The 17,800-nt window shown below is 33.6% G+C and carries 16 protein-coding genes; 8 read left to right on the top strand and 8 right to left on the bottom strand.

The features are described 5' to 3' along the window. Positions 1 to 19 precede the first annotated feature (19 nt). Positions 20 to 1,639: a murein L,D-transpeptidase gene (locus B0M43_RS06665; RefSeq protein WP_078006408.1), complete on the bottom strand. Its 1,620-nt coding sequence runs from the start codon at positions 1,637 to 1,639 to the stop codon at positions 20 to 22. A gap of 420 nt (positions 1,640 to 2,059) precedes the next feature. Between B0M43_RS06665 and B0M43_RS06660 the strand changes: the two genes are divergently transcribed. From B0M43_RS06660 to B0M43_RS06645, 4 genes are all read left to right on the top strand, one after another. Next, positions 2,060 to 3,190: an Mrp/NBP35 family ATP-binding protein gene (locus tag B0M43_RS06660; RefSeq protein WP_065451518.1), complete on the top strand. Its 1,131-nt coding sequence runs from the start codon at positions 2,060 to 2,062 to the stop codon at positions 3,188 to 3,190. Positions 3,191 to 3,304: 114 nt separating this feature from the next. Beyond that, entirely contained in the window at positions 3,305 to 3,544 is a 240-nt protein-coding gene (locus tag B0M43_RS06655) for a NifU family protein (protein ID WP_055097397.1), read from the top strand. A 215-nt stretch (positions 3,545 to 3,759) separates the two neighbouring features. Further along, on the top strand, positions 3,760 to 4,242 hold the full coding sequence (locus tag B0M43_RS06650; protein ID WP_078006409.1) for a hypothetical protein: 483 nt from the start codon (positions 3,760 to 3,762) through the stop codon (positions 4,240 to 4,242). 60 nt (positions 4,243 to 4,302) lie between these two features. Then, complete coding sequence (locus tag B0M43_RS06645; RefSeq protein WP_026982672.1) at positions 4,303 to 4,620, top strand: 2Fe-2S iron-sulfur cluster-binding protein; 318 nt, start codon at positions 4,303 to 4,305, stop codon at positions 4,618 to 4,620. 312 nt (positions 4,621 to 4,932) lie between these two features. On the opposite strand, the gene B0M43_RS06640 is transcribed toward B0M43_RS06645, so the two are convergent. The 6 genes from B0M43_RS06640 to B0M43_RS06615 form a co-directional block, all read right to left on the bottom strand. Next, positions 4,933 to 5,427 carry an SMI1/KNR4 family protein gene (locus tag B0M43_RS06640; protein WP_078006410.1) on the bottom strand — a complete coding sequence of 165 codons (495 nt, stop codon included), beginning with the start codon at positions 5,425 to 5,427 and terminating at the stop codon, positions 4,933 to 4,935. Between the two features lie 150 nt (positions 5,428 to 5,577). After that, on the bottom strand, positions 5,578 to 5,979 hold the full coding sequence (locus tag B0M43_RS06635; RefSeq protein WP_078006411.1) for an immunity 22 family protein: 402 nt from the start codon (positions 5,977 to 5,979) through the stop codon (positions 5,578 to 5,580). A 70-nt stretch (positions 5,980 to 6,049) separates the two neighbouring features. After that, positions 6,050 to 6,604, bottom strand: a complete 555-nt coding sequence (locus B0M43_RS06630) for an SMI1/KNR4 family protein (protein WP_078006412.1) — start codon at positions 6,602 to 6,604, stop codon at positions 6,050 to 6,052. A 143-nt stretch (positions 6,605 to 6,747) separates the two neighbouring features. Continuing rightward, positions 6,748 to 7,737, bottom strand: a complete 990-nt coding sequence (locus B0M43_RS06625) for an aspartate-semialdehyde dehydrogenase (protein WP_065451523.1) — start codon at positions 7,735 to 7,737, stop codon at positions 6,748 to 6,750. A 171-nt stretch (positions 7,738 to 7,908) separates the two neighbouring features. After that, on the bottom strand, positions 7,909 to 8,292 hold the full coding sequence (gene mscL, locus B0M43_RS06620) for a large conductance mechanosensitive channel protein MscL (protein ID WP_065451524.1): 384 nt from the start codon (positions 8,290 to 8,292) through the stop codon (positions 7,909 to 7,911). 67 nt (positions 8,293 to 8,359) lie between these two features. After that, positions 8,360 to 10,831, bottom strand: coding sequence for a bifunctional UDP-N-acetylmuramoyl-tripeptide:D-alanyl-D-alanine ligase/alanine racemase (locus B0M43_RS06615; RefSeq protein WP_078006413.1), 2,472 nt, complete (start codon positions 10,829 to 10,831; stop codon positions 8,360 to 8,362). A 392-nt stretch (positions 10,832 to 11,223) separates the two neighbouring features. Here B0M43_RS06615 and B0M43_RS06610 point away from each other — a divergent pair, with 392 nt between their 5' ends. Beyond that, the gene (locus B0M43_RS06610; RefSeq protein WP_065451998.1) at positions 11,224 to 11,829 is read left to right on the top strand and encodes a hypothetical protein; all 606 of its coding nucleotides are present in this window, start codon (positions 11,224 to 11,226) and stop codon (positions 11,827 to 11,829) included. Here the strand turns inward: B0M43_RS06610 and B0M43_RS06605 are convergent. Then, positions 11,824 to 12,561 (bottom strand): porin family protein, encoded by a 738-nt coding sequence (locus tag B0M43_RS06605; RefSeq protein WP_371295977.1) that lies wholly within the window; start codon positions 12,559 to 12,561, stop codon positions 11,824 to 11,826. The two genes, B0M43_RS06610 and B0M43_RS06605, sit on opposite strands and share 6 nt — an antisense overlap. 192 nt (positions 12,562 to 12,753) lie before the next feature. Between B0M43_RS06605 and B0M43_RS06600 the strand changes: the two genes are divergently transcribed. The 3 genes from B0M43_RS06600 (at position 12,754) to B0M43_RS06590 (ending at position 17,786) form a co-directional block, all read left to right on the top strand. After that, a complete protein-coding gene (locus tag B0M43_RS06600; protein WP_065451526.1) occupies positions 12,754 to 13,107 on the top strand; it encodes a hypothetical protein in 354 nt (117 codons plus the stop codon). Positions 13,108 to 13,271: 164 nt separating this feature from the next. Continuing rightward, positions 13,272 to 15,479 (top strand): TonB-dependent receptor, encoded by a 2,208-nt coding sequence (locus B0M43_RS06595; RefSeq protein ID WP_078006414.1) that lies wholly within the window; start codon positions 13,272 to 13,274, stop codon positions 15,477 to 15,479. A 198-nt stretch (positions 15,480 to 15,677) separates the two neighbouring features. After that, a complete protein-coding gene (locus B0M43_RS06590) occupies positions 15,678 to 17,786 on the top strand; it encodes a prolyl oligopeptidase family protein (RefSeq protein ID WP_078006415.1) in 2,109 nt (702 codons plus the stop codon). Positions 17,787 to 17,800: the final 14 nt, after the last annotated feature.

Raw genomic sequence — 17,800 nt, 5'->3', positions numbered from 1 at the left:
AAGTTTGGCGGGTTTCTTCTTATTTTGAAACTACAGTGTCTGAATATAATAGTTTATCTAATTGCGGATCTCTGTCGTATACATCGGGATAAAAACCAATTTCCCCTTCCTCACTTACCCAGGCTGTAAAATAACCTATGTAAATAGGGATTTTGTTTTTGAGCATACAAGTGGTTTCTTTTTCGCCGCTCATTGCCTGATCTATTTTATCAACAGGCCAATCCGGATTGTTTTTTAAAATAGCAAGTGCCAGACCTTTCGCTTCTTTTACATTAATACAGCCATGGCTAAAAATACGTTTCTCGAATTCAAACAAACTTTTGGCCGGCGTATCATGCAAATAAATATCATTAGGATTTGGAAACATAAATTTTACCAATCCCAAAGAATTTTTAGGTCCTGGTTTTTGTCTCACATTTCCTCCGTTCCACTCCATATTATGATCGGCGAGATAGTTTTTGTCTTCTGCTATTTTTGATTTTAATTCGTTTTTAATGATACTCTGCGGAACATACCAATAGGGGCTAAACACAATCCTGTCTATATTACCACTAAAAATTACAGTTTCGGTCATTCTGGTTCCAACAAAAACATCCGACACCAATTCGTATTGGCCATTTTTAACATACACCAGTTTAAACGACGGAATATTGACCATAACATATTCGCTTGCCTGTGCCAATTGTGCCGGTATCCATCGGCAACGTTCCATGTTGAGCATTATTGTTTTTATACGATTACCAACAGGTTCATTCATTTGATTGATGTGGTCTATGGTAAGGGTATAATTAAGTTTAAGTCCGTATCTTTTTTTATATTTTAAAATCCCTGCCATCATCTCTTCATCATACACATCTCTTTTAGAATCTTGCGGCAAATCTCCCACGACAAACAAACGTTCCCTGATTTGTTTTACAGCAACCCCACTATCAAAAGGCTTTAAATCTTTATAATTGGCAACGTCAATATCAATCTTTTTCCATTGATTGTTTTTCTCGATCGCTTTGTATTTTTTTAACATTGCCTTAAGTTTATAATATTGTCCGAATAAAAGATTTTCATCCTTATTTAAACGCCCTGGATCAACCATAAGAGAGTCTAATATTTTTGAATACGAAATACTTTTGGCAGGTAAAAACCATCCGATTTTTTTTAAAGTTGCAGAATCAACACCAGAATAAACATTACTGGCATAAAACACATACATATTCGATAATAAAAGCTCTGTGTCTATCTGAGGTAAATCTTCTGTCACATTTTCATTAAAAACATCATCTACCAAATCCATATACGGCATAGTTGCCTTGATACCCTGATCGTTTAGCAGGCGAACTTTATGATATAATAATGCTCCAAATTCGCTAACACTTTTATCGTCGTACCAAAGCAATTTGTATTCTTTCTTTTTATAAAGATCCTGAACATCACTTTGGTATTTTTTGAGTTTGGGATATTTTTTATAAAACTGATTAATTGATTCAGCGTCAACAGTAGCTTTTGAAACATATTTGGTAAATGCAGGAACATTTTCAAATTCGGACCTTGTGTCTTTTATCAGGGTCTCTGTTGCAGTAGATTGAAAAAAAGACATCAAAAAACTAACTACAATAATTACAGATACAGAAGTAAAGTTTCGCATATTTTTAGATTTAAATTAGAAAAGAAATTCTATTCAAAAAATACCGAAACCCCATAATTTATCCAAAAACAAGCTTTCACATACTTTTCAAACAATGGCAATCCTAAATTTGGGTACTCAAATATAGCTAAGATTATTGACATTTTGGTCTTCAATTTTTTAAAATTCAACTTAAAAAAATTTGTTATTCCTTTAAAAAAAAAAATTTAGTACGCGAGTTTAAGTGAAATTTTCATTTCAATTCTCTTGTAAGAAAGCAAATACAAACCATCAGAATCATTTTGACTAATCTCTATATCAATAAATACAATTTAAAAGGGTTTGAATCCGAACATAATCTGTTATCTTTGTAGTCTGAAATCAGTTTAAATAAACACAATGCACAAATTGATTTCTTTCAATAGAAAACAGTAGATTAAAATGAAATTAGATAGAAAAGAAATTCTTAAAGCTCTAGAGACAATCACTATAGCCGGAGAAGGAAAAAATATGGTTGAAAGTGGTGCTGTTGCCAATGTCATTACTTTTGGTGATGAAGTTGTGGTAGATTTACTTTTACACACACCAGCAATGCACATTAAAAAAAGAGCCGAAGATGATATCAAAAAAACAATTCTTGAATTGGTATCTCCTGAAGCAAAAATAAAAGTAAACATTAAGGTTGAAGCCAAGGAAAATCCTAATGAAATAAAAGGAAAGGCGATTCCGGGAATCAAAAATATTATTGCCGTTGCTTCTGGTAAAGGTGGTGTTGGAAAATCGACTGTTACTGCAAATCTTGCTGTAACGCTTGCTAAAATGGGTTTTAATGTTGGAATTCTAGATGCCGATATTTACGGACCATCGATGCCAATTATGTTTGATGTTGAAAACGAAAAACCAATTTCGATAAACGTTGACGGAAAATCAAAAATGAAACCTGTTGAAAGTTATGATATTAAAATACTTTCTATTGGTTTCTTTACTGCTCCAAGTCAGGCCGTTATCTGGAGAGGTCCAATGGCTGCAAAAGCATTGAACCAAATGATTTTTGATGCTGATTGGGGAGAATTAGACTTTATGTTGATTGACTTACCTCCGGGAACAGGAGATATTCATCTTTCGATCATGCAATCATTACCTATTACCGGTGCTGTTGTAGTAAGTACTCCGCAAGCTGTGGCTCTTGCCGATGCTAAAAAAGGAGTGGCTATGTTTATGCAGGACAATATCAATGTTCCTGTTTTGGGAATTATCGAAAATATGGCGTACTTTACACCAGAAGAATTACCTGACAATAAATACTATATTTTTGGACAAGAAGGTGCGAAAAACCTGGCTGCAGATCTAGATGTTCCGTTTTTAGGCGAAGTACCAATTGTACAATCTATTCGTGAAGCAGGAGATTACGGTCGCCCTGCAGCAATGCAAACAGCATCAACAATAGAAACTGTTTTTGAGGAAATCACCAGAAATGTTGTACAGGAAACAGTAAACAGAAATGATACTTTACCTGCAACAGAAGCCATTAAAATTACAACTATGGCAGGTTGTTCAGCAGTAAAAAAATAATTAGATAATTGAGATAAACTAATGAGATAATTTGAAAATTAGATAAATAGACAATTTTACTTCAAAGTGTATTTTCTAATTATCTAATGGACTAATTATCTAATGGATAAAATTATGACAACAGAAGAATTAACAAACAACGTATTATTAGCTCTGGACGAAATCAGACCTTTTTTAAATTCTGACGGAGGAGACATTACGCTAATTTCTATAGACGACGACAAACATGTCAAAGTTCGTCTTGAAGGAGCATGTATTAGCTGTAGTGTAAACCAAATGACGCTAAAAGCAGGAGTTGAAACAACAATAAAAAAATACGCCCCACAAATAGAAACTGTGGTAAATATAATGTAACAAAACGTTATTTTTCCTGTCTTTTTAAATCTGAGCGATTAACAAGAATATTAGTTCTTAAAGCACTTTGATTTGTGATTTAAAAAAAACACAACATAAATAAAGCTATTTATTGCGGATTTAGCAAAAAACAACGTAAAGATTTAAGAGTTTTTATTAAGGAATTATTACATATTTAACTTAAATTTGTCACATAACCCCAAAATCTTAAATTTATGAAGAATTATTACGCTTTATTTTTGTTGCTATTTTTTGTTTCTGTGAATTATGCACAGCAAACCACGCAAACACTAATTGTTGACAAAGCCTGGCTAAATGAAGCCGAAGAATGGTCAGATTTTAAATACGCAGGTCAAATTGTATTTTCAACAAATGCAAACGAACCAGAAGGGACTTTAAGAATTGGTAATTATGATTTCTTATACGATTTCTGCGACGGAAAAGCTAAATTTGCAAATAAAGCAACATATAGCGCAGCGCAATTCTCAAATCCAAGAAAGGTATCTGTAACAACAGACAAACAAGGAGTAACAAATTCAACTTACGAAGGTACTCTGATCTTTCAGTCAGATAAAGATTATTATTCTGTCATTGCTTTAGTTACTATACTAGAGAAAAACGGAAATACTTTGGGGTTAAAAATGCACCTTAAAGAAGGGAACAAAAAAGAATACGCATTTAGTTTAAAAAATAGTTAACGTAATTAGGGATTTTTTCACGTTATAAAATCCTAACCAGTAAAATTCCAAATAATTAAAATGGATGTATTAATAAAGATTAAAGATCGAGAAGGAGTTATACACGAGTTACAAGCTCCAACTGATATGGCAATGAATATAATGGAGTTATGCAAAGCATACGAACTACCTGTTGAAGGAACCTGCGGCGGAATGGCCATGTGTGCTTCTTGCCAGTGTTATGTTCTTAATGATGTTGCATTACCTGAAATGGGAGATGAAGAAGAAGCCATGCTGTCGGAAGCATTTTACGTTAAATCAAATAGCCGTTTAGGTTGTCAGATTCCAATTACTACCGAGTTAGAAGGATTAGAATTAGAATTAGCACCTGAATACTAAAAAATAAATTACAATTTTTAAAAATTCCAAATTCCAACCAGCAACTGCTCTTTGGGATTTGGAATTTTTATTTAGAATCTATGCAAGCTCACTGAATCAAAAGGCAGTCAATCCTAAAACCTCTGAAGCAAAAAAAATTACCGCAAAGATCGCTAAATTTTTATACTCTTAGCTTTTTATAAAAGGCAAAGTTCGCAAAGCTGTATCTTGATTTAGCTTTGCGAACTCTGTGTTTTATAAGACATTCTTAGATAAAATATTTGTTTCTCTGCGGTAAAAAAATAGTCGCCATTTATTGTTTCTCCACAACATTTAACTTTGCTGCTCAAAAGGTTCAAATTCTCTTTCAGAAAATGCTTCTGTGAGAATTCCTGAGGAACAGAGCCAGTTTATGGTTTCTTCAAGTGTATTTCCTGCTTTATATATCATTTCACTTTCTCTAGGCAGAATAAAGTATTCGTTTTTAAAAAAAATAATTTCATCTCCATCGTAAGTATCTCCAATCCGAACTGAGTTTAGCACTTCCTCTTTTGATAAAACATCCTTACCATCATCCCAAAACCAATATTCGGTAATGCGGCTTTTCCATTCATCCATCGTTAGTATAATAGTTTCCGGAAGATAGATACGCACGTAAGTTCCGCCCAGAATTCCACTTCCGTAATTCAAAACATACTCTTTATAATCTTCATCAAAAGCTATATTCAAAGTCTTTTCGCAAGCCAGAATATCTTCATTTTCAGCAAGAAATAAGTCGGTTTTATTGGTCTTGCAATTTGGAATTATTTTATAATTGTCGAAGTTCATTTTATTTGTATTTATAATAGCTAAGATACGTTTTTCATCAATCTTTGTCTTTTATTTTAACACCTAGAAAGATCGATTTTGAAAATGTATAAAAGTCGTTTCACTCTAAATAAAGCACATAGTGCAATTATAAAACTATGTATATTTTACTCAAATATCGTATTCGATTTCTCCTATATATAACAAATCACATTTAGAATTCATTATAGAAACAGGTTTTTCAATTTGGTCTTTCGAAATAAATACAAGCGTATTAACATCTTCCAGATTTTGATTTAGGTCACTTAATCTCTTTTTTACTTCAGCAATCCATTGATCAGCATACGAATATTTCAAAAATTTTTCTTCGAAAGAAATAGCTTCATTTTCAAATCCGCTTTCCATAAAATCATGATCTAAAAAATTCTCTCCCTGTGATTTTGCAAATTCAGAGATGAATTTCTCCTCTACCTCATCATCTTCATAATACGCATTATCTTCAGCCACAAAATCAAAATACTCCTCTTCTGATTTGAATTTCCCCAACCAAAAATGACTTGTCTCTGTTTTCATAGTTTTTCTACTTTATGATTATATTGCTTCTTAATTGCCCATTAAATTTATCCGTACAAATTATTGTAAATTATTCAACGGTGAATACCAGCGGAAAATTATCTATATTTTCTATTTCAAAATACTCATCAAAATCCTGAGGATTGGTTTCTTCATAATGCTTAACGATTTGCGAAATAAAAAATTTTAAACTGGGAGCTATTACATTTCTATCCTCGTCCGCATGCCAAAATTCGATTAATTGGCCAGGATTTTTGGTAAAAGTCCCTTCGCAGTCCAAACAAATATAATCTCCTCCTCCATTATGAAAAACAGGAATCCAGTTTTCATTCCACCAATTTTCAATTTCAAAATCAGAACCAATCATTGACGTAAGTTCTGCTGCTGTATCCAATGCATCTTCTAAAGAGACAAACATAGAGTTGTTTACAAAAGACTCGTAACAGTTTTGATTTTGCCCGTTTTTCCATTTGTAAAGCGTTTTTAAATTTTCAGGAAGCCGGATTTTGTATTGCTCTTCTAAGTTTTGAATTTCTAAATCGCTTAATGAAGGTTTAAGTTCCTGATAATATTCTGGCCGTAATCCCGCTAATTGCCTGTCTAACTTTTCGATTAATTCATTCATAATATTATTTCCTTTTTACTTAAACGCCAATTCTTCATTTTATTTTGTGCAACATCAAACGTCACTACAAGAAACAAAAAAACCGCAATTACATTACTGCAATTACGGCTTTTTCTTTATAACAATTTTCTTTAATCTCTGGTTTATACCAAACCTGCCTGAATTAAATACTCAGCGATTTGAATCGTGTTTGTGGCAGCACCTTTTCGTAAGTTATCAGCAACGATCCACATGTTTAATGTATTTGGCTGGCTTTCGTCACGACGAATTCTACCTACAAAAACATCATTTTTACCTTCAGCATACAATGGCATTGGGTAGGTAAATGTATCTAAATTATCCTGAACTACTACTCCATCTGTATGGTGCAAAATTTCGCGAACTTCGTTTACATCAAAATCATTTGTAAACTCTACGTTTACTGCTTCACTATGTCCGCCAACAACTGGTACACGAACTGCAGTAGCGGTAACTCTGATAGTGTTATCACCAAGGATTTTTTGAGTCTCACGAACTAATTTCATTTCTTCTTTAGTATATCCGTTTTCCTCAAAACTATCGCAATGTGGAATTGCATTTCTGTGAATTGGATATTTATAAGCCATTTCTCCCTGAACTCCTGCGTATTCATTTTCTAACTGTCTTACTGCTTTTACACCAGTTCCGGTGATCGATTGGTAAGTAGAAACAATGATTCTTTTGATGTTGTATTTTCTGTGCAATGGAGCCAAAGTCAGTACCATTTGAATAGTAGAACAGTTTGGATTTGCAATAATTTTATCTGCACTTGTTAAAGTATCTGCATTGATTTCCGGAACGATTAATTTTTTTGTCGGATCCATTCTCCATGCCGATGAGTTATCGATAACCGTTGTTCCTGCTGCAGCAAATTTTGGTGCCCATTCTAACGAAGTATCTCCTCCGGCTGAGAAAAGAGCAATATCAGCTTTTAAATCAACTGCTGTTTGTAATCCTACAACTTTATATTTTTGACCTTTATATTCAATTTCTTTTCCAACTGATTTCTCAGAAGCCACAGGAATTAATTCTGTAACAGGAAAATTTCTTTCTGCTAAAACTTTAAGCATTATCTCGCCAACCATACCAGTGGCACCTACAACGGCTATTCTCATTTTTATATCTTTAGTATGAATTAATCTAATTTACTCTGCAAAAGTATACAATATAAAAGTCAAAACAAGACGCTTCACAAAAAATAACAAAATGTTACAAATCAAACAAAAATAAAAAACCGCCTCAATTAAGAAGCGGTTAAGTTAGACTTAGTGTAGCGGTATAGTATATTATTGTTTATTTTTTAATAAATCCCTAATCTGTATAAGCAATTCTTCCTGAGTTGGTCCTGCTGGTGCAGCCGGTGGCGGAACTTCTTTCTTTTTTGCATGGTTTATTCCTTTAATAATTAAGAATAAAACAAAAGCAACAATTAGAAAGTTAATTACTGCCGAAAGAAACAAACCATATTTTACACCGCCAAAAGCTGTTAGCTCTTCTATCGTAGATAAATGTGCTGCATCTAATGCGGGTTTTAATATTAATGGCGTAATTACATTTTCAATTAATGAGCTCACAATTTTGCCAAAAGCAGCTCCAATTATAACACCGACAGCCAAATCGACTACGTTGCCTTTCATTGCAAATTCCTTAAATTCTGAAAACATCCCCATAATTGTTCTTTTAGTTTATAAATTAATTCATATCGAAAATACGGAATTTTCAGCAAAGTTTCAAAATCTATCTAAAAAATACTCTTTTTACGCGTTGCGAAATGCTGGTCATAATTTCATACGGAATGGTTTTTAGTGCCGCGGCCATCTCGATAACTGTTGGGCTTTCGCCGAATATAATAACCGAATCACCTTCTTTACAATCAATATGGCTTACATCAACCATGAGCATATCCATACAAACGCTTCCTACAATAAATGCTTTCTGATTTTTTATCACTACATAACCCACCTGATTTCCCCATAAACGAGAAATACCATCAGCATAACCAATGGGTATTGTTGCAATTTTAGTTTCTTTCGAAGCCATAAAACGACGTCCGTAACCCACGCTGTCGCCGGCAGGAATGGTGCGAACCTGAGAAATAATCGATTTTAATGTACTTACATTTTCCAGATATTTTTGTTCTGCCGGATCGTTTGAAACTCCGTACAAACCAATTCCTAAACGCACCATATTGTATTGTGCATCCGGGAAATTGCTAATTCCGGACGTATTTAGAATATGACGAATAGGATTTATATTTAATTCTGAAATTAATTTCGACGACAGTTTTTCGAATAAATTAATCTGAGAGATCACAAAATCATAATGCTGTAATTCATCGCTTGTGGCCAAATGCGACAAAACACTTTTTATTTTTACGGTCGAATTTCCTTTTAAAGTCTGAATCAGTTCCTCGAGCGTATTTTCTTCAAAACCCAAACGATGCATTCCTGTATCTAATTTAATATGAATTGGGAAGTCTTTTAAATTCTTTTCTCTGGCAATTTTCAGGAAAGCTTTTAAACCTTTTATACTATAAATTTCAGGTTCAAGATGGTACTGAATAATCGAAGGAAAACTGGTCGATTCAGGATTCAACACCATAATAGGTAGTTTTATTCCGCCATTTTTAAGTAAGATTCCTTCATCGGCGAAAGCCACACCTAAATAATCAACTTTATGATGTTCGAGTAATTTGGCAATTTCCAAGCCTCCGTTGCCATAACCAAACGCTTTCACCATCACCATTAACTTCACGTTATTGGCTAATTTTGATTTAAAGTAATTCAGATTATAACTAATCGAGTTCAGATTGATTTCAAGAACTGTTTCATGCGTTTTCTCTTCCAGCAGTGACACAATTTCTTCAAACTGAAATGATCTTGCTCCTTTTATTAAAATAGTTTCATTTTCGAAATTCAGGTTTTCGATCTGAGCAATAAATTCGGCGGTGTTTTGAAAAGTAACAACATTAGAAAATTTAGATTTAAAAGCCGAAATTGTAGTTCCAATTCCTATTACTCTGTTTATTTTATTATCGGCAATTAATTGCCCTACTTTCGAATATAATTCTTCATTAGAAAATCCGCTTTGAACAATATCAGACAGAATAACTGTTTTTGAAGCATTTTTTTTCTTTTGGCTTTCTAAAAAATCCAAAGCAATTGTAAGCGATTCAAAATCTGAACTGTAACTATCATCTATTATACTGCAATTATTGATTCCGTTTTTAACTTCCAGACGCATATGTACAGGATACAAACGCTTAAATCTATTTTGAATGGTCTCGAAATCATAATTCAAATACAGTAAAACTGCCAGACACGAAATGGCATTTTCTATAGAAGCTGTATCACTAAAAGGAATTTCTAAATTAAAAATTGCCTCTTTATATTGGTATTTAATATGTGTTGAATCGCTTTTGTTTTCTTTATTTAAAATAAAAACATCAGCAGAAGCATCTGTAAAACTCCACGAAAAAAGTGTTCTGGGATGCATCATATATTCGGCAACGAACTGAGACAAACAAGAATCTACGATTTCATTTTTTTGATAAATTATTACTGGACAGTCTTTGAATAAAATCAATTTTTCGTCGATCTTTTGCACTAAATTTAAAAAGCCTTCATCATGTGCACTTCCTATATTAGTTAGTACACCAATTGTAGGTTTAATGATTTTCTCCAGGTTTACCATTTCATTCACCGTAGAAATTCCGGCTTCGAAAATCCCTAAATTGTGTTTCTCATTGATCGCCATTATAGACAGTGGAACTCCTACCTGAGAATTATAGCTTTTTGGGCTTCTGATAATATTAAAATCAGGACTCAACAAGAAATTAAGCCATTCTTTTACGATCGTTTTACCATTACTTCCGGTTAACCCGATTACAGGAAAATCGAAAAGATTACGATAATAAGCTGCAAATTCCTGTAACGCTTTTAAAGCGTTTTTAACGACTAGAAAATTAGCTTTTCCGACACAATTTTCAGGAATATATTGTACAACAAAATTTTGTACACCTTGTGCAATGAGTTCCTCGATATACAAATGAGCATCATTATTAACACCTGATAAGGCAATAAACAAAGTTTCAGATCCGTTTTGTAAGGAACGGCTATCGATTGAAATATGATTAACAAAAATATCAGTTTCTGAGCCAATCCATTCGGCATCGAGAACCGGGATAAGGCTTTTTAAGTTTATGCTCATTGAAAATTCTTTTTGTCAAATTTAAAAAAAGGTTTGCCATGAATTTCACAAATTTTCACTAATTATTGTGGTTGTTTTTTTGCCACAGATTAAAATGATTTCGCAGATTAATAAAAGGTTTGCCACGAATTGCACAAATTCTCACTAATTCTTTGTGGTTATTTTTTTGCCACAGATTAAAAAGATTTTCGCAGATTAATAAAAGTTGCTAAGAATTACAATAAATAATTCGTGCCATTTCGTGAAATTCGTGGCAAAAAACCGGCATAGAAAAGAAATCTTTTTTAATTATTTTAATCTGTGGCAAAAAAAATAATTCGTGCTAATTCGTGCAATTCGTGGCAAAAAAACATTATTTGTTTATATTTGCTAACACCACTAATTACAACGTTTTGAAAAGAATCCTTCCTTTATTTTCGTATATATTACATCCGATTTTCATCTCGATGTATGCCACCTTATTTTATCTTTTTTGCAAAAACGATGCTTTTACAAATCAGGAAAAATATTATGTTTTATTCCAGATTCTGATCATTACGATTTTAGTACCTATATTGTTTTTCTTATTGCTACGTTCAACCGGGCATGTAAAATCAGTCATGGTTCATGAAACTTCACAGCGCAAAATTCCTCTTGTACTGCAATGTTTTTTATATATTTTACTGGTAAAAAGAAGCATTGTTATTGCACGTTATCCAGAGTTGCATTTCTTTTTCCTGGGCGCTTTGTTTAGTACCATTTTAGCTTTGGTTTTTGCTATGCTAAAAATAAAAGCGAGTTTGCACATGATGGCCATTAGCGGATTTACCATTTTTGCTATCGGATTAAACATGCATCTTCAAATGCACAATCCGTATTGGGCTGCTTTTTTGATTTTAATGACAGGCGTTGTAGCCTCTTCTCGTTTAGAAATGGAAGCACACTCGCCGAATGAATTGTTAATTGGAACCTTTATAGGAATCGTTCCGCAGTTACTGTTTTTGTATTTGTGGCTATAAAATATAGAAAATTAAACCAATATTCATGGCTTTCATACTGATACTTTCGCCGGTAGAAACGGTTTTTACCGATTTATCAAACAAGCTATTCAAACCATAGTAACAATAAACATTCCAGGTATTATAACCTGCTGAAATGTAAACTCCATATTGAAACTGATTGACATCTTTGTTGTTAGAGATTTTATACGTTGTTTCTCCATCTTTTAAAATCGATTTGTCTGAGAAAACATAACTCAGTTTTACACCGCTGTAAACCCTCCAAAACTTGGAACTTTCATACGTAGAATTCCTCCATCTAAACTCAATTGGCAGATCAACTGAATATTGCTTATATCTGTTCGACACAAATTCGCCATAGCCATTTACACCATAAATTTGCGCACCATCCTGAGATTTTGAAATGGTCAGGTTTTGATAAAAGTTTTGATAACTCAATCCCAAACCTGCTGCAATTGCAAGGGTTCTTGTTTTATTGATGGGCATATCACGCAAAAAACCTGCAGAAAGTCCTGCAGAAAATTTATCCTGTTTTAAGCCAGACGGCGCCTGAACCAAAAGATTATAAGTAACCGAAAAGTAAAACTGATCTTCGCGATATAAAGAATCGATTTTTACAATAGGTTTTATCTCCGGCTTAACGTCTTGCGCAAAAGAATTGAAAAACGATACTAAAAACAAACAACTAAAAAGTAATCGCATATCGTATTTTGGTTTTAAAGAGTTTTTCAAGTAAACGTTTTTTAGAGTAAATTTATTTTACTTACAAATATAATATAATGCTAGCTCAGGATGCAATTAGATCGCAATTATTCTCTTTTTGATGAAGAATAAAATCATTCGTTGTACTTTTTTCATTAAATCAAGAACAGAAATCAAAAAATAAATCAATTATAGTTTGATCTTTTATACCTTTGTCGTGAAATGAAAAGAAAACAACTCATACTAAGTGTTTCTTTGGCTCTAACGGTATTGTTCTCAATATTGTTTCAGTCGATACACAGTTATGAGCATATTGTAAAGCAACTTTCAGAAAAACAATGTCACCATAATTATAACGATCCTAATGGTGAAATAACGCATCAGCATAATGATTACGATGTGTGTTTTGTTTGTCATTTTGTTTTTGGAAGCTATATTTTACCGGAACAATTTGCTTTTGAATTTCATACCTTCAACTACGAAATCCCTTATTTTTTCACCCATTCCGAAAAAATATTTTCAATTTCAGAAAACCCTTATCAATTACGAGGCCCGCCTTCTGCTATAGTTTCTTAATTTCGAAATAGTCGAAATACAATCAAATTCTTTTAAATCTAATTCAAAAAAAGTTTAGTCAATTTTCCCATCCTGAAACTTCAAGGATCGGCAAATTTTACTATTGATTTTAGTTTTTGCTTTAAAGGATAAATTCCTCCAATTAACTATAGTATCATTTTCAAATGAAAAAAATAATATTAGCCCTTATTTTAGGGTTCTCGGGCATTCTTTCTGCTCAAAATTCGGTTTCAGGAACAGTAACAAATCTTGAAAACCAGCCATTGGCCAATGTATCTGTATATGCGCCCGAATTGCATAAAGGAACTACAACGGATCAAAACGGGAAATACGAATTTAAGAATCTTCCAAACGGAAGCTTCAGACTTACTTTTACTTTCGTGGGTTTTACCACTCAAAGTAAATCAATTTCTAAATTATTAAAAGAAAACACTATTGATATCACCCTTACCGAATCTATTTTTGAAATGGATGAAGTAGTAGTTTCAACACCTTTCAACAAATTGCAATCGCAAAACGTTATGAAAGTGGAACATGAAAGCATCAAAACGTTGCAGCAAAAAGGAACTTCAACTTTAATCGAAGGTTTGGCAACAATTCCGGGAGTTTCGCAAATTTCTACGGGAACATCTATTGGGAAACCTGTAATTCGCGGATTGAGCGGCAATCGTGTTTTGGTTTACTCTCAGGGTGTTCGTATCGAAAACCAACAATTTGGAGACGAACATGGTTTAGGTTTAAACGATGCCGGAATCGAAAGTGTCGAAGTAATAAAAGGACCTGCTTCTTTATTATACGGTTCTGATGCTTTGGGCGGTGTTTTATATTTTAATCCTGAAAAATTTGCTGATGCGAATACTTTCAAGGCAAATTTTAGTCAAAAATACTTCACGAATACGCAAGGAAGCAATTCTTCTATTGGATTAAAAACATCTACTGATAATTGGAAATTTTTAGCCCGCGGAAGTTTCAACACCCATTCTGACTACAAAATTGCCGATGGTGATCGCGTAACCAATACGCGTTACAACGAAACCGATTTTAAAACCGGAATTGGCTACAGCAACTCTAGTTTCTCTAGTGTTTTGAGATACAATTACAACAAACTTGATCTTGGAATGCCGGATAATGGAATTGGAGAACAATCTACAAGTAAAAACACAGAGTTTCCGAGACAAGGAATTTTCAATCATTTATTGAGTTTAAACAACGTTATCTTTTTTGAAAATTCGAAATTAGATGTTGATTTAGGCTATATCGCCAATGACCGAAGCGAGTTTGAAGACAGTAATGAAGCATCTCTTCACATGAAACTGAATACTTTTAATTATAATGCCAAGTATCATTTTCCTAAACTAGGTAAAATTGAAACGATTTTAGGTGTTCAGGGAATGCATCAAACGAACAAAAATTCAGGCGAAGAATACCTGATTCCGGACGCTACAACCAATGATTTTGGTGTTTTTGGAACTGCAAATTACGAATGGGACAATAGTGTTCTACAAGCCGGATTACGTTTTGACAATCGAAACATTACCTCAATAGCGCATGGTACCGAAGGTGAAGAAGGTTATTTTTTACCTCTTGACCGATCTTTTGATAGTTTTAATGCTTCATTGGGATATAAAACAAAACTGGCAGAACCATTGACACTTCGATTGAATGTTGCAACAGGATTTAGAGCTCCAAATTTAGCCGAGTTAACTTCAAACGGGGTTCACGAAGGAACAAACCGCTACGAAATTGGAAATGCTGCCTTAAAAACAGAACAAAACGTTCAGACTGATTTGAATTTAGAGTACAAAAACACGCATTTTGAGTTTTTTATTAACGGATTCTACAATCACGTAAACAATTATATCTTCACTTCGCCAACGGGAGAAGTTCGCGATGATAATGATGTTTTTGCTTATGTTCAGGACAATGCCAAATTATATGGTGGTGAAGTTGGTTTGCATTTTCATCCTCATCCATTAGACTGGTTGCATTTTGAAACGAGTTTTGAAACTGTAACAGGTAAAAAAGCAAACAATGATTATTTGCCTTTGATTCCTGCGAACAACTGGAACAATACTTTAAGAACTGAATTTAAAATCAATAAATGGTTCGAAGAAGGATATGCTTCATTAAATGTTTCATCAACTTTTGCGCAGAAAAATGTGAGTGGTTTTGAAACCGCTTCAGACGGATATACATTGGTAAATCTTGGTTTTGGAGGCACAGTAAAACTAGGCAAACATGCATTTGATGTGAACCTGAACGGAAACAATTTATTCGATCAAAAATATATTGCGCATTTATCAAGATTAAAAACAGACGGAATTCCTAATATAGGACGAAATATCGTTCTGGGAGTAAACTTCAATCTGTAATCTCATTTAAAAACAAAGTTCGCAAAGTCTTTTCCTACATCAACGCAAAGTTCGCAAAGCCAATATGTTGATTTCAGTCTTTGCGAGCTTTGTATTTTTTAAAAGCTTTATTAAATAAAATCTTTGCGGACTTTGCGGTAAAATAAGCATTGATCTAACAAAAAACGCTATTTTTGTGACAACTGTTAAACATAAATTATGAAAAAAACATTTCTTATAATGGCAATTACAACTGCAGGAATTTCGTTCGGGCAGAATAAAATTCAATATCCCGAAAGCAAAAAAGGCGAAACAGTTGACGTCTATTTTGACACAAAAGTAAACGATCCTTATCGTTGGCTTGAAGATGACAAATCAGCTGAAACCGGTGCATGGGTAAAAGCTGAAAATGAGGTTACTTATGGGTATTTAGATAAAATTCCGTTTCGTGAAGAACTTAAAAAACGAATGGAAAAACTTTGGAATTATGAGAAAATCAGCGCTCCGTTTGTAGAAGGAAAATTTACTTATTATTCTAAAAACAACGGACTTCAGAATCAGTCGGTTATTTATAGAAAAGGAAAAGATGGCAAAGAAGAAGTTTTCTTAGATCCAAATACTTTTTCTAAAGACGGAACAACTTCTCTTGGCGGTTTAAATTTTTCTAAAGATGGAAATAAAGCGGCTTACGCTATTTCTGAAGGCGGAAGCGACTGGAGAAAAGTAATCATTATTGATGCTTTGTCTAAAAAAGCGATCGAAGATACTTTGGTAGATGTAAAATTTAGTGGTGTTGCATGGCACGGAAACGAAGGGTTTTATTACTCTAGCTATGACAAACCAAAAGGAAGTGAATTATCTGCAAAAACAGATCAGCATAAATTGTATTACCACAAACTTGGAACTGCTCAAAAAGAAGACAAAGTTATTTTTGGTGCCGATCAAAAAAGAAGATACGTAGGTGGTTATGTTACTGAAGATGATAAATATTTGGTAATCTCTGCTGCTAATTCTACTTACGGAAACGAATTATACATCAAAGATTTAACGAAAGCAGATAGTCCGATTGTAACGATTGTAGATAATTTTAACAGCAGCAATCAGATTATCGAGAATGAAGGAACTAAATTGTTTATCGAAACTGACTTAAATGCGCCAAATACACGTGTTGTTACTGTTGATATAAGCAATCCAAAACCAGAAAACTGGAAGGATTTTATCAAAGAAACTCAAAATATCCTATCCCCTTCAACTGGTGGTGGATTTTTCTTCGCTAATTACACAAAAGATGCTGTTTCATTTGTACAACAATACGATTACAGTGGTAAACTTATTCGCGAAATCAAACTTCCTGCTGTAGGAACCGCTGGTGGATTTGGAGGTAAAAAAGAAGAAAAAACTTTATACTATAGCTTTACGAATTACACAACTCCGGGAACAATTTATTCATTGGAACCAAAATCCGGGAAATCTGAAGTATATCAAAAACCTGTAGTTGATTTTAAAAGTGAAAATTACGAATCTAAGCAAGTATTCTATACTTCAAAAGACGGAACAAAAATCCCGATGATTATTACTTATAAAAAAGGAACGAAATTAGACGGTAAAAATCCAACTATTCTTTACGGTTACGGTGGATTCAACATTAGTTTAACACCAAGTTTCAGCATTGCAAATGCCGTTTGGTTAGAAAACGGAGGAGTTTATGCTGTTGCCAACTTAAGAGGTGGTGGAGAATACGGTAAAAAATGGCACGATGCCGGAACTAAATTGCAAAAGCAAAATGTATTTGATGATTTTATTGCGGCAGGCGAATATTTAATCGCCCAAAAATACACTTCATCAGATTTCTTAGCGATTCGTGGAGGTTCTAACGGAGGTTTATTAGTTGGGGCAACAATGACTCAACGTCCTGACTTAATGAAAGTGGCGTTGCCGGCAGTTGGTGTAATGGATATGTTGCGCTACCATACTTTTACTGCAGGTGCAGGTTGGGCTTACGATTACGGAACAGCTCAGGACAACAAAGAAATGTTTGAATACCTAAAAGGATATTCTCCTGTACAAAATGTAAAAGCAGGAGTTAAATATCCTGCAACAATGGTTACCACTGGAGATCATGATGACCGTGTAGTTCCGGCACATAGTTTTAAATTCGCTGCTGAATTACAAGAAAAACAAACAGGACCTAATCCGGTTTTAATTCGTATTGATGTAAAAGCAGGTCACGGAGCAGGAAAATCTGTTGCCGCTACGATCCAGGAGAATGTAGACATTCAGGCGTTCACGCTTTACAATATGGGATTTAAAGCTTTACCTAAAAAATAAAACTTTAACCTTTT

Source organism: Flavobacterium sp. KBS0721 (assembly GCF_002007065.3).
Taxonomy (GTDB): domain Bacteria; phylum Bacteroidota; class Bacteroidia; order Flavobacteriales; family Flavobacteriaceae; genus Flavobacterium; species Flavobacterium piscis.
The sequence above is the reverse complement of the archived record's forward strand: the minus strand, read 5'-3'. Positions and strand labels throughout refer to the sequence as shown.

Bases quoted from the DNA above. Each gene is read 5' to 3' on its own strand.
- B0M43_RS06630 (WP_078006412.1), bottom strand. From the start codon at position 6,604: ATGAATGAATTAATCGAAAAGTTAGACAGGCAATTAGCGGGATTACGG.
- B0M43_RS06595 (WP_078006414.1), top strand. From the start codon at position 13,272: ATGAAAAAAATAATATTAGCCCTTATTTTAGGGTTCTCGGGCATTCTT.
- B0M43_RS06645 (WP_026982672.1), top strand. From the start codon at position 4,303: ATGGATGTATTAATAAAGATTAAAGATCGAGAAGGAGTTATACACGAG.
- B0M43_RS06650 (WP_078006409.1), top strand. From the start codon at position 3,760: ATGAAGAATTATTACGCTTTATTTTTGTTGCTATTTTTTGTTTCTGTG.
- B0M43_RS06600 (WP_065451526.1), top strand. From the start codon at position 12,754: ATGAAAAGAAAACAACTCATACTAAGTGTTTCTTTGGCTCTAACGGTA.
- B0M43_RS06615 (WP_078006413.1), bottom strand. From the start codon at position 10,831: ATGAGCATAAACTTAAAAAGCCTTATCCCGGTTCTCGATGCCGAATGG.
- B0M43_RS06640 (WP_078006410.1), bottom strand. From the start codon at position 5,427: ATGAACTTCGACAATTATAAAATAATTCCAAATTGCAAGACCAATAAA.
- B0M43_RS06655 (WP_055097397.1), top strand. From the start codon at position 3,305: ATGACAACAGAAGAATTAACAAACAACGTATTATTAGCTCTGGACGAA.
- B0M43_RS06635 (WP_078006411.1), bottom strand. From the start codon at position 5,979: ATGAAAACAGAGACAAGTCATTTTTGGTTGGGGAAATTCAAATCAGAA.
- B0M43_RS06665 (WP_078006408.1), bottom strand. From the start codon at position 1,639: ATGCGAAACTTTACTTCTGTATCTGTAATTATTGTAGTTAGTTTTTTG.
- B0M43_RS06590 (WP_078006415.1), top strand. From the start codon at position 15,678: ATGAAAAAAACATTTCTTATAATGGCAATTACAACTGCAGGAATTTCG.
- B0M43_RS06625 (WP_065451523.1), bottom strand. From the start codon at position 7,737: ATGAGAATAGCCGTTGTAGGTGCCACTGGTATGGTTGGCGAGATAATG.
- mscL (WP_065451524.1), bottom strand. From the start codon at position 8,292: ATGGGGATGTTTTCAGAATTTAAGGAATTTGCAATGAAAGGCAACGTA.
- B0M43_RS06660 (WP_065451518.1), top strand. From the start codon at position 2,060: ATGAAATTAGATAGAAAAGAAATTCTTAAAGCTCTAGAGACAATCACT.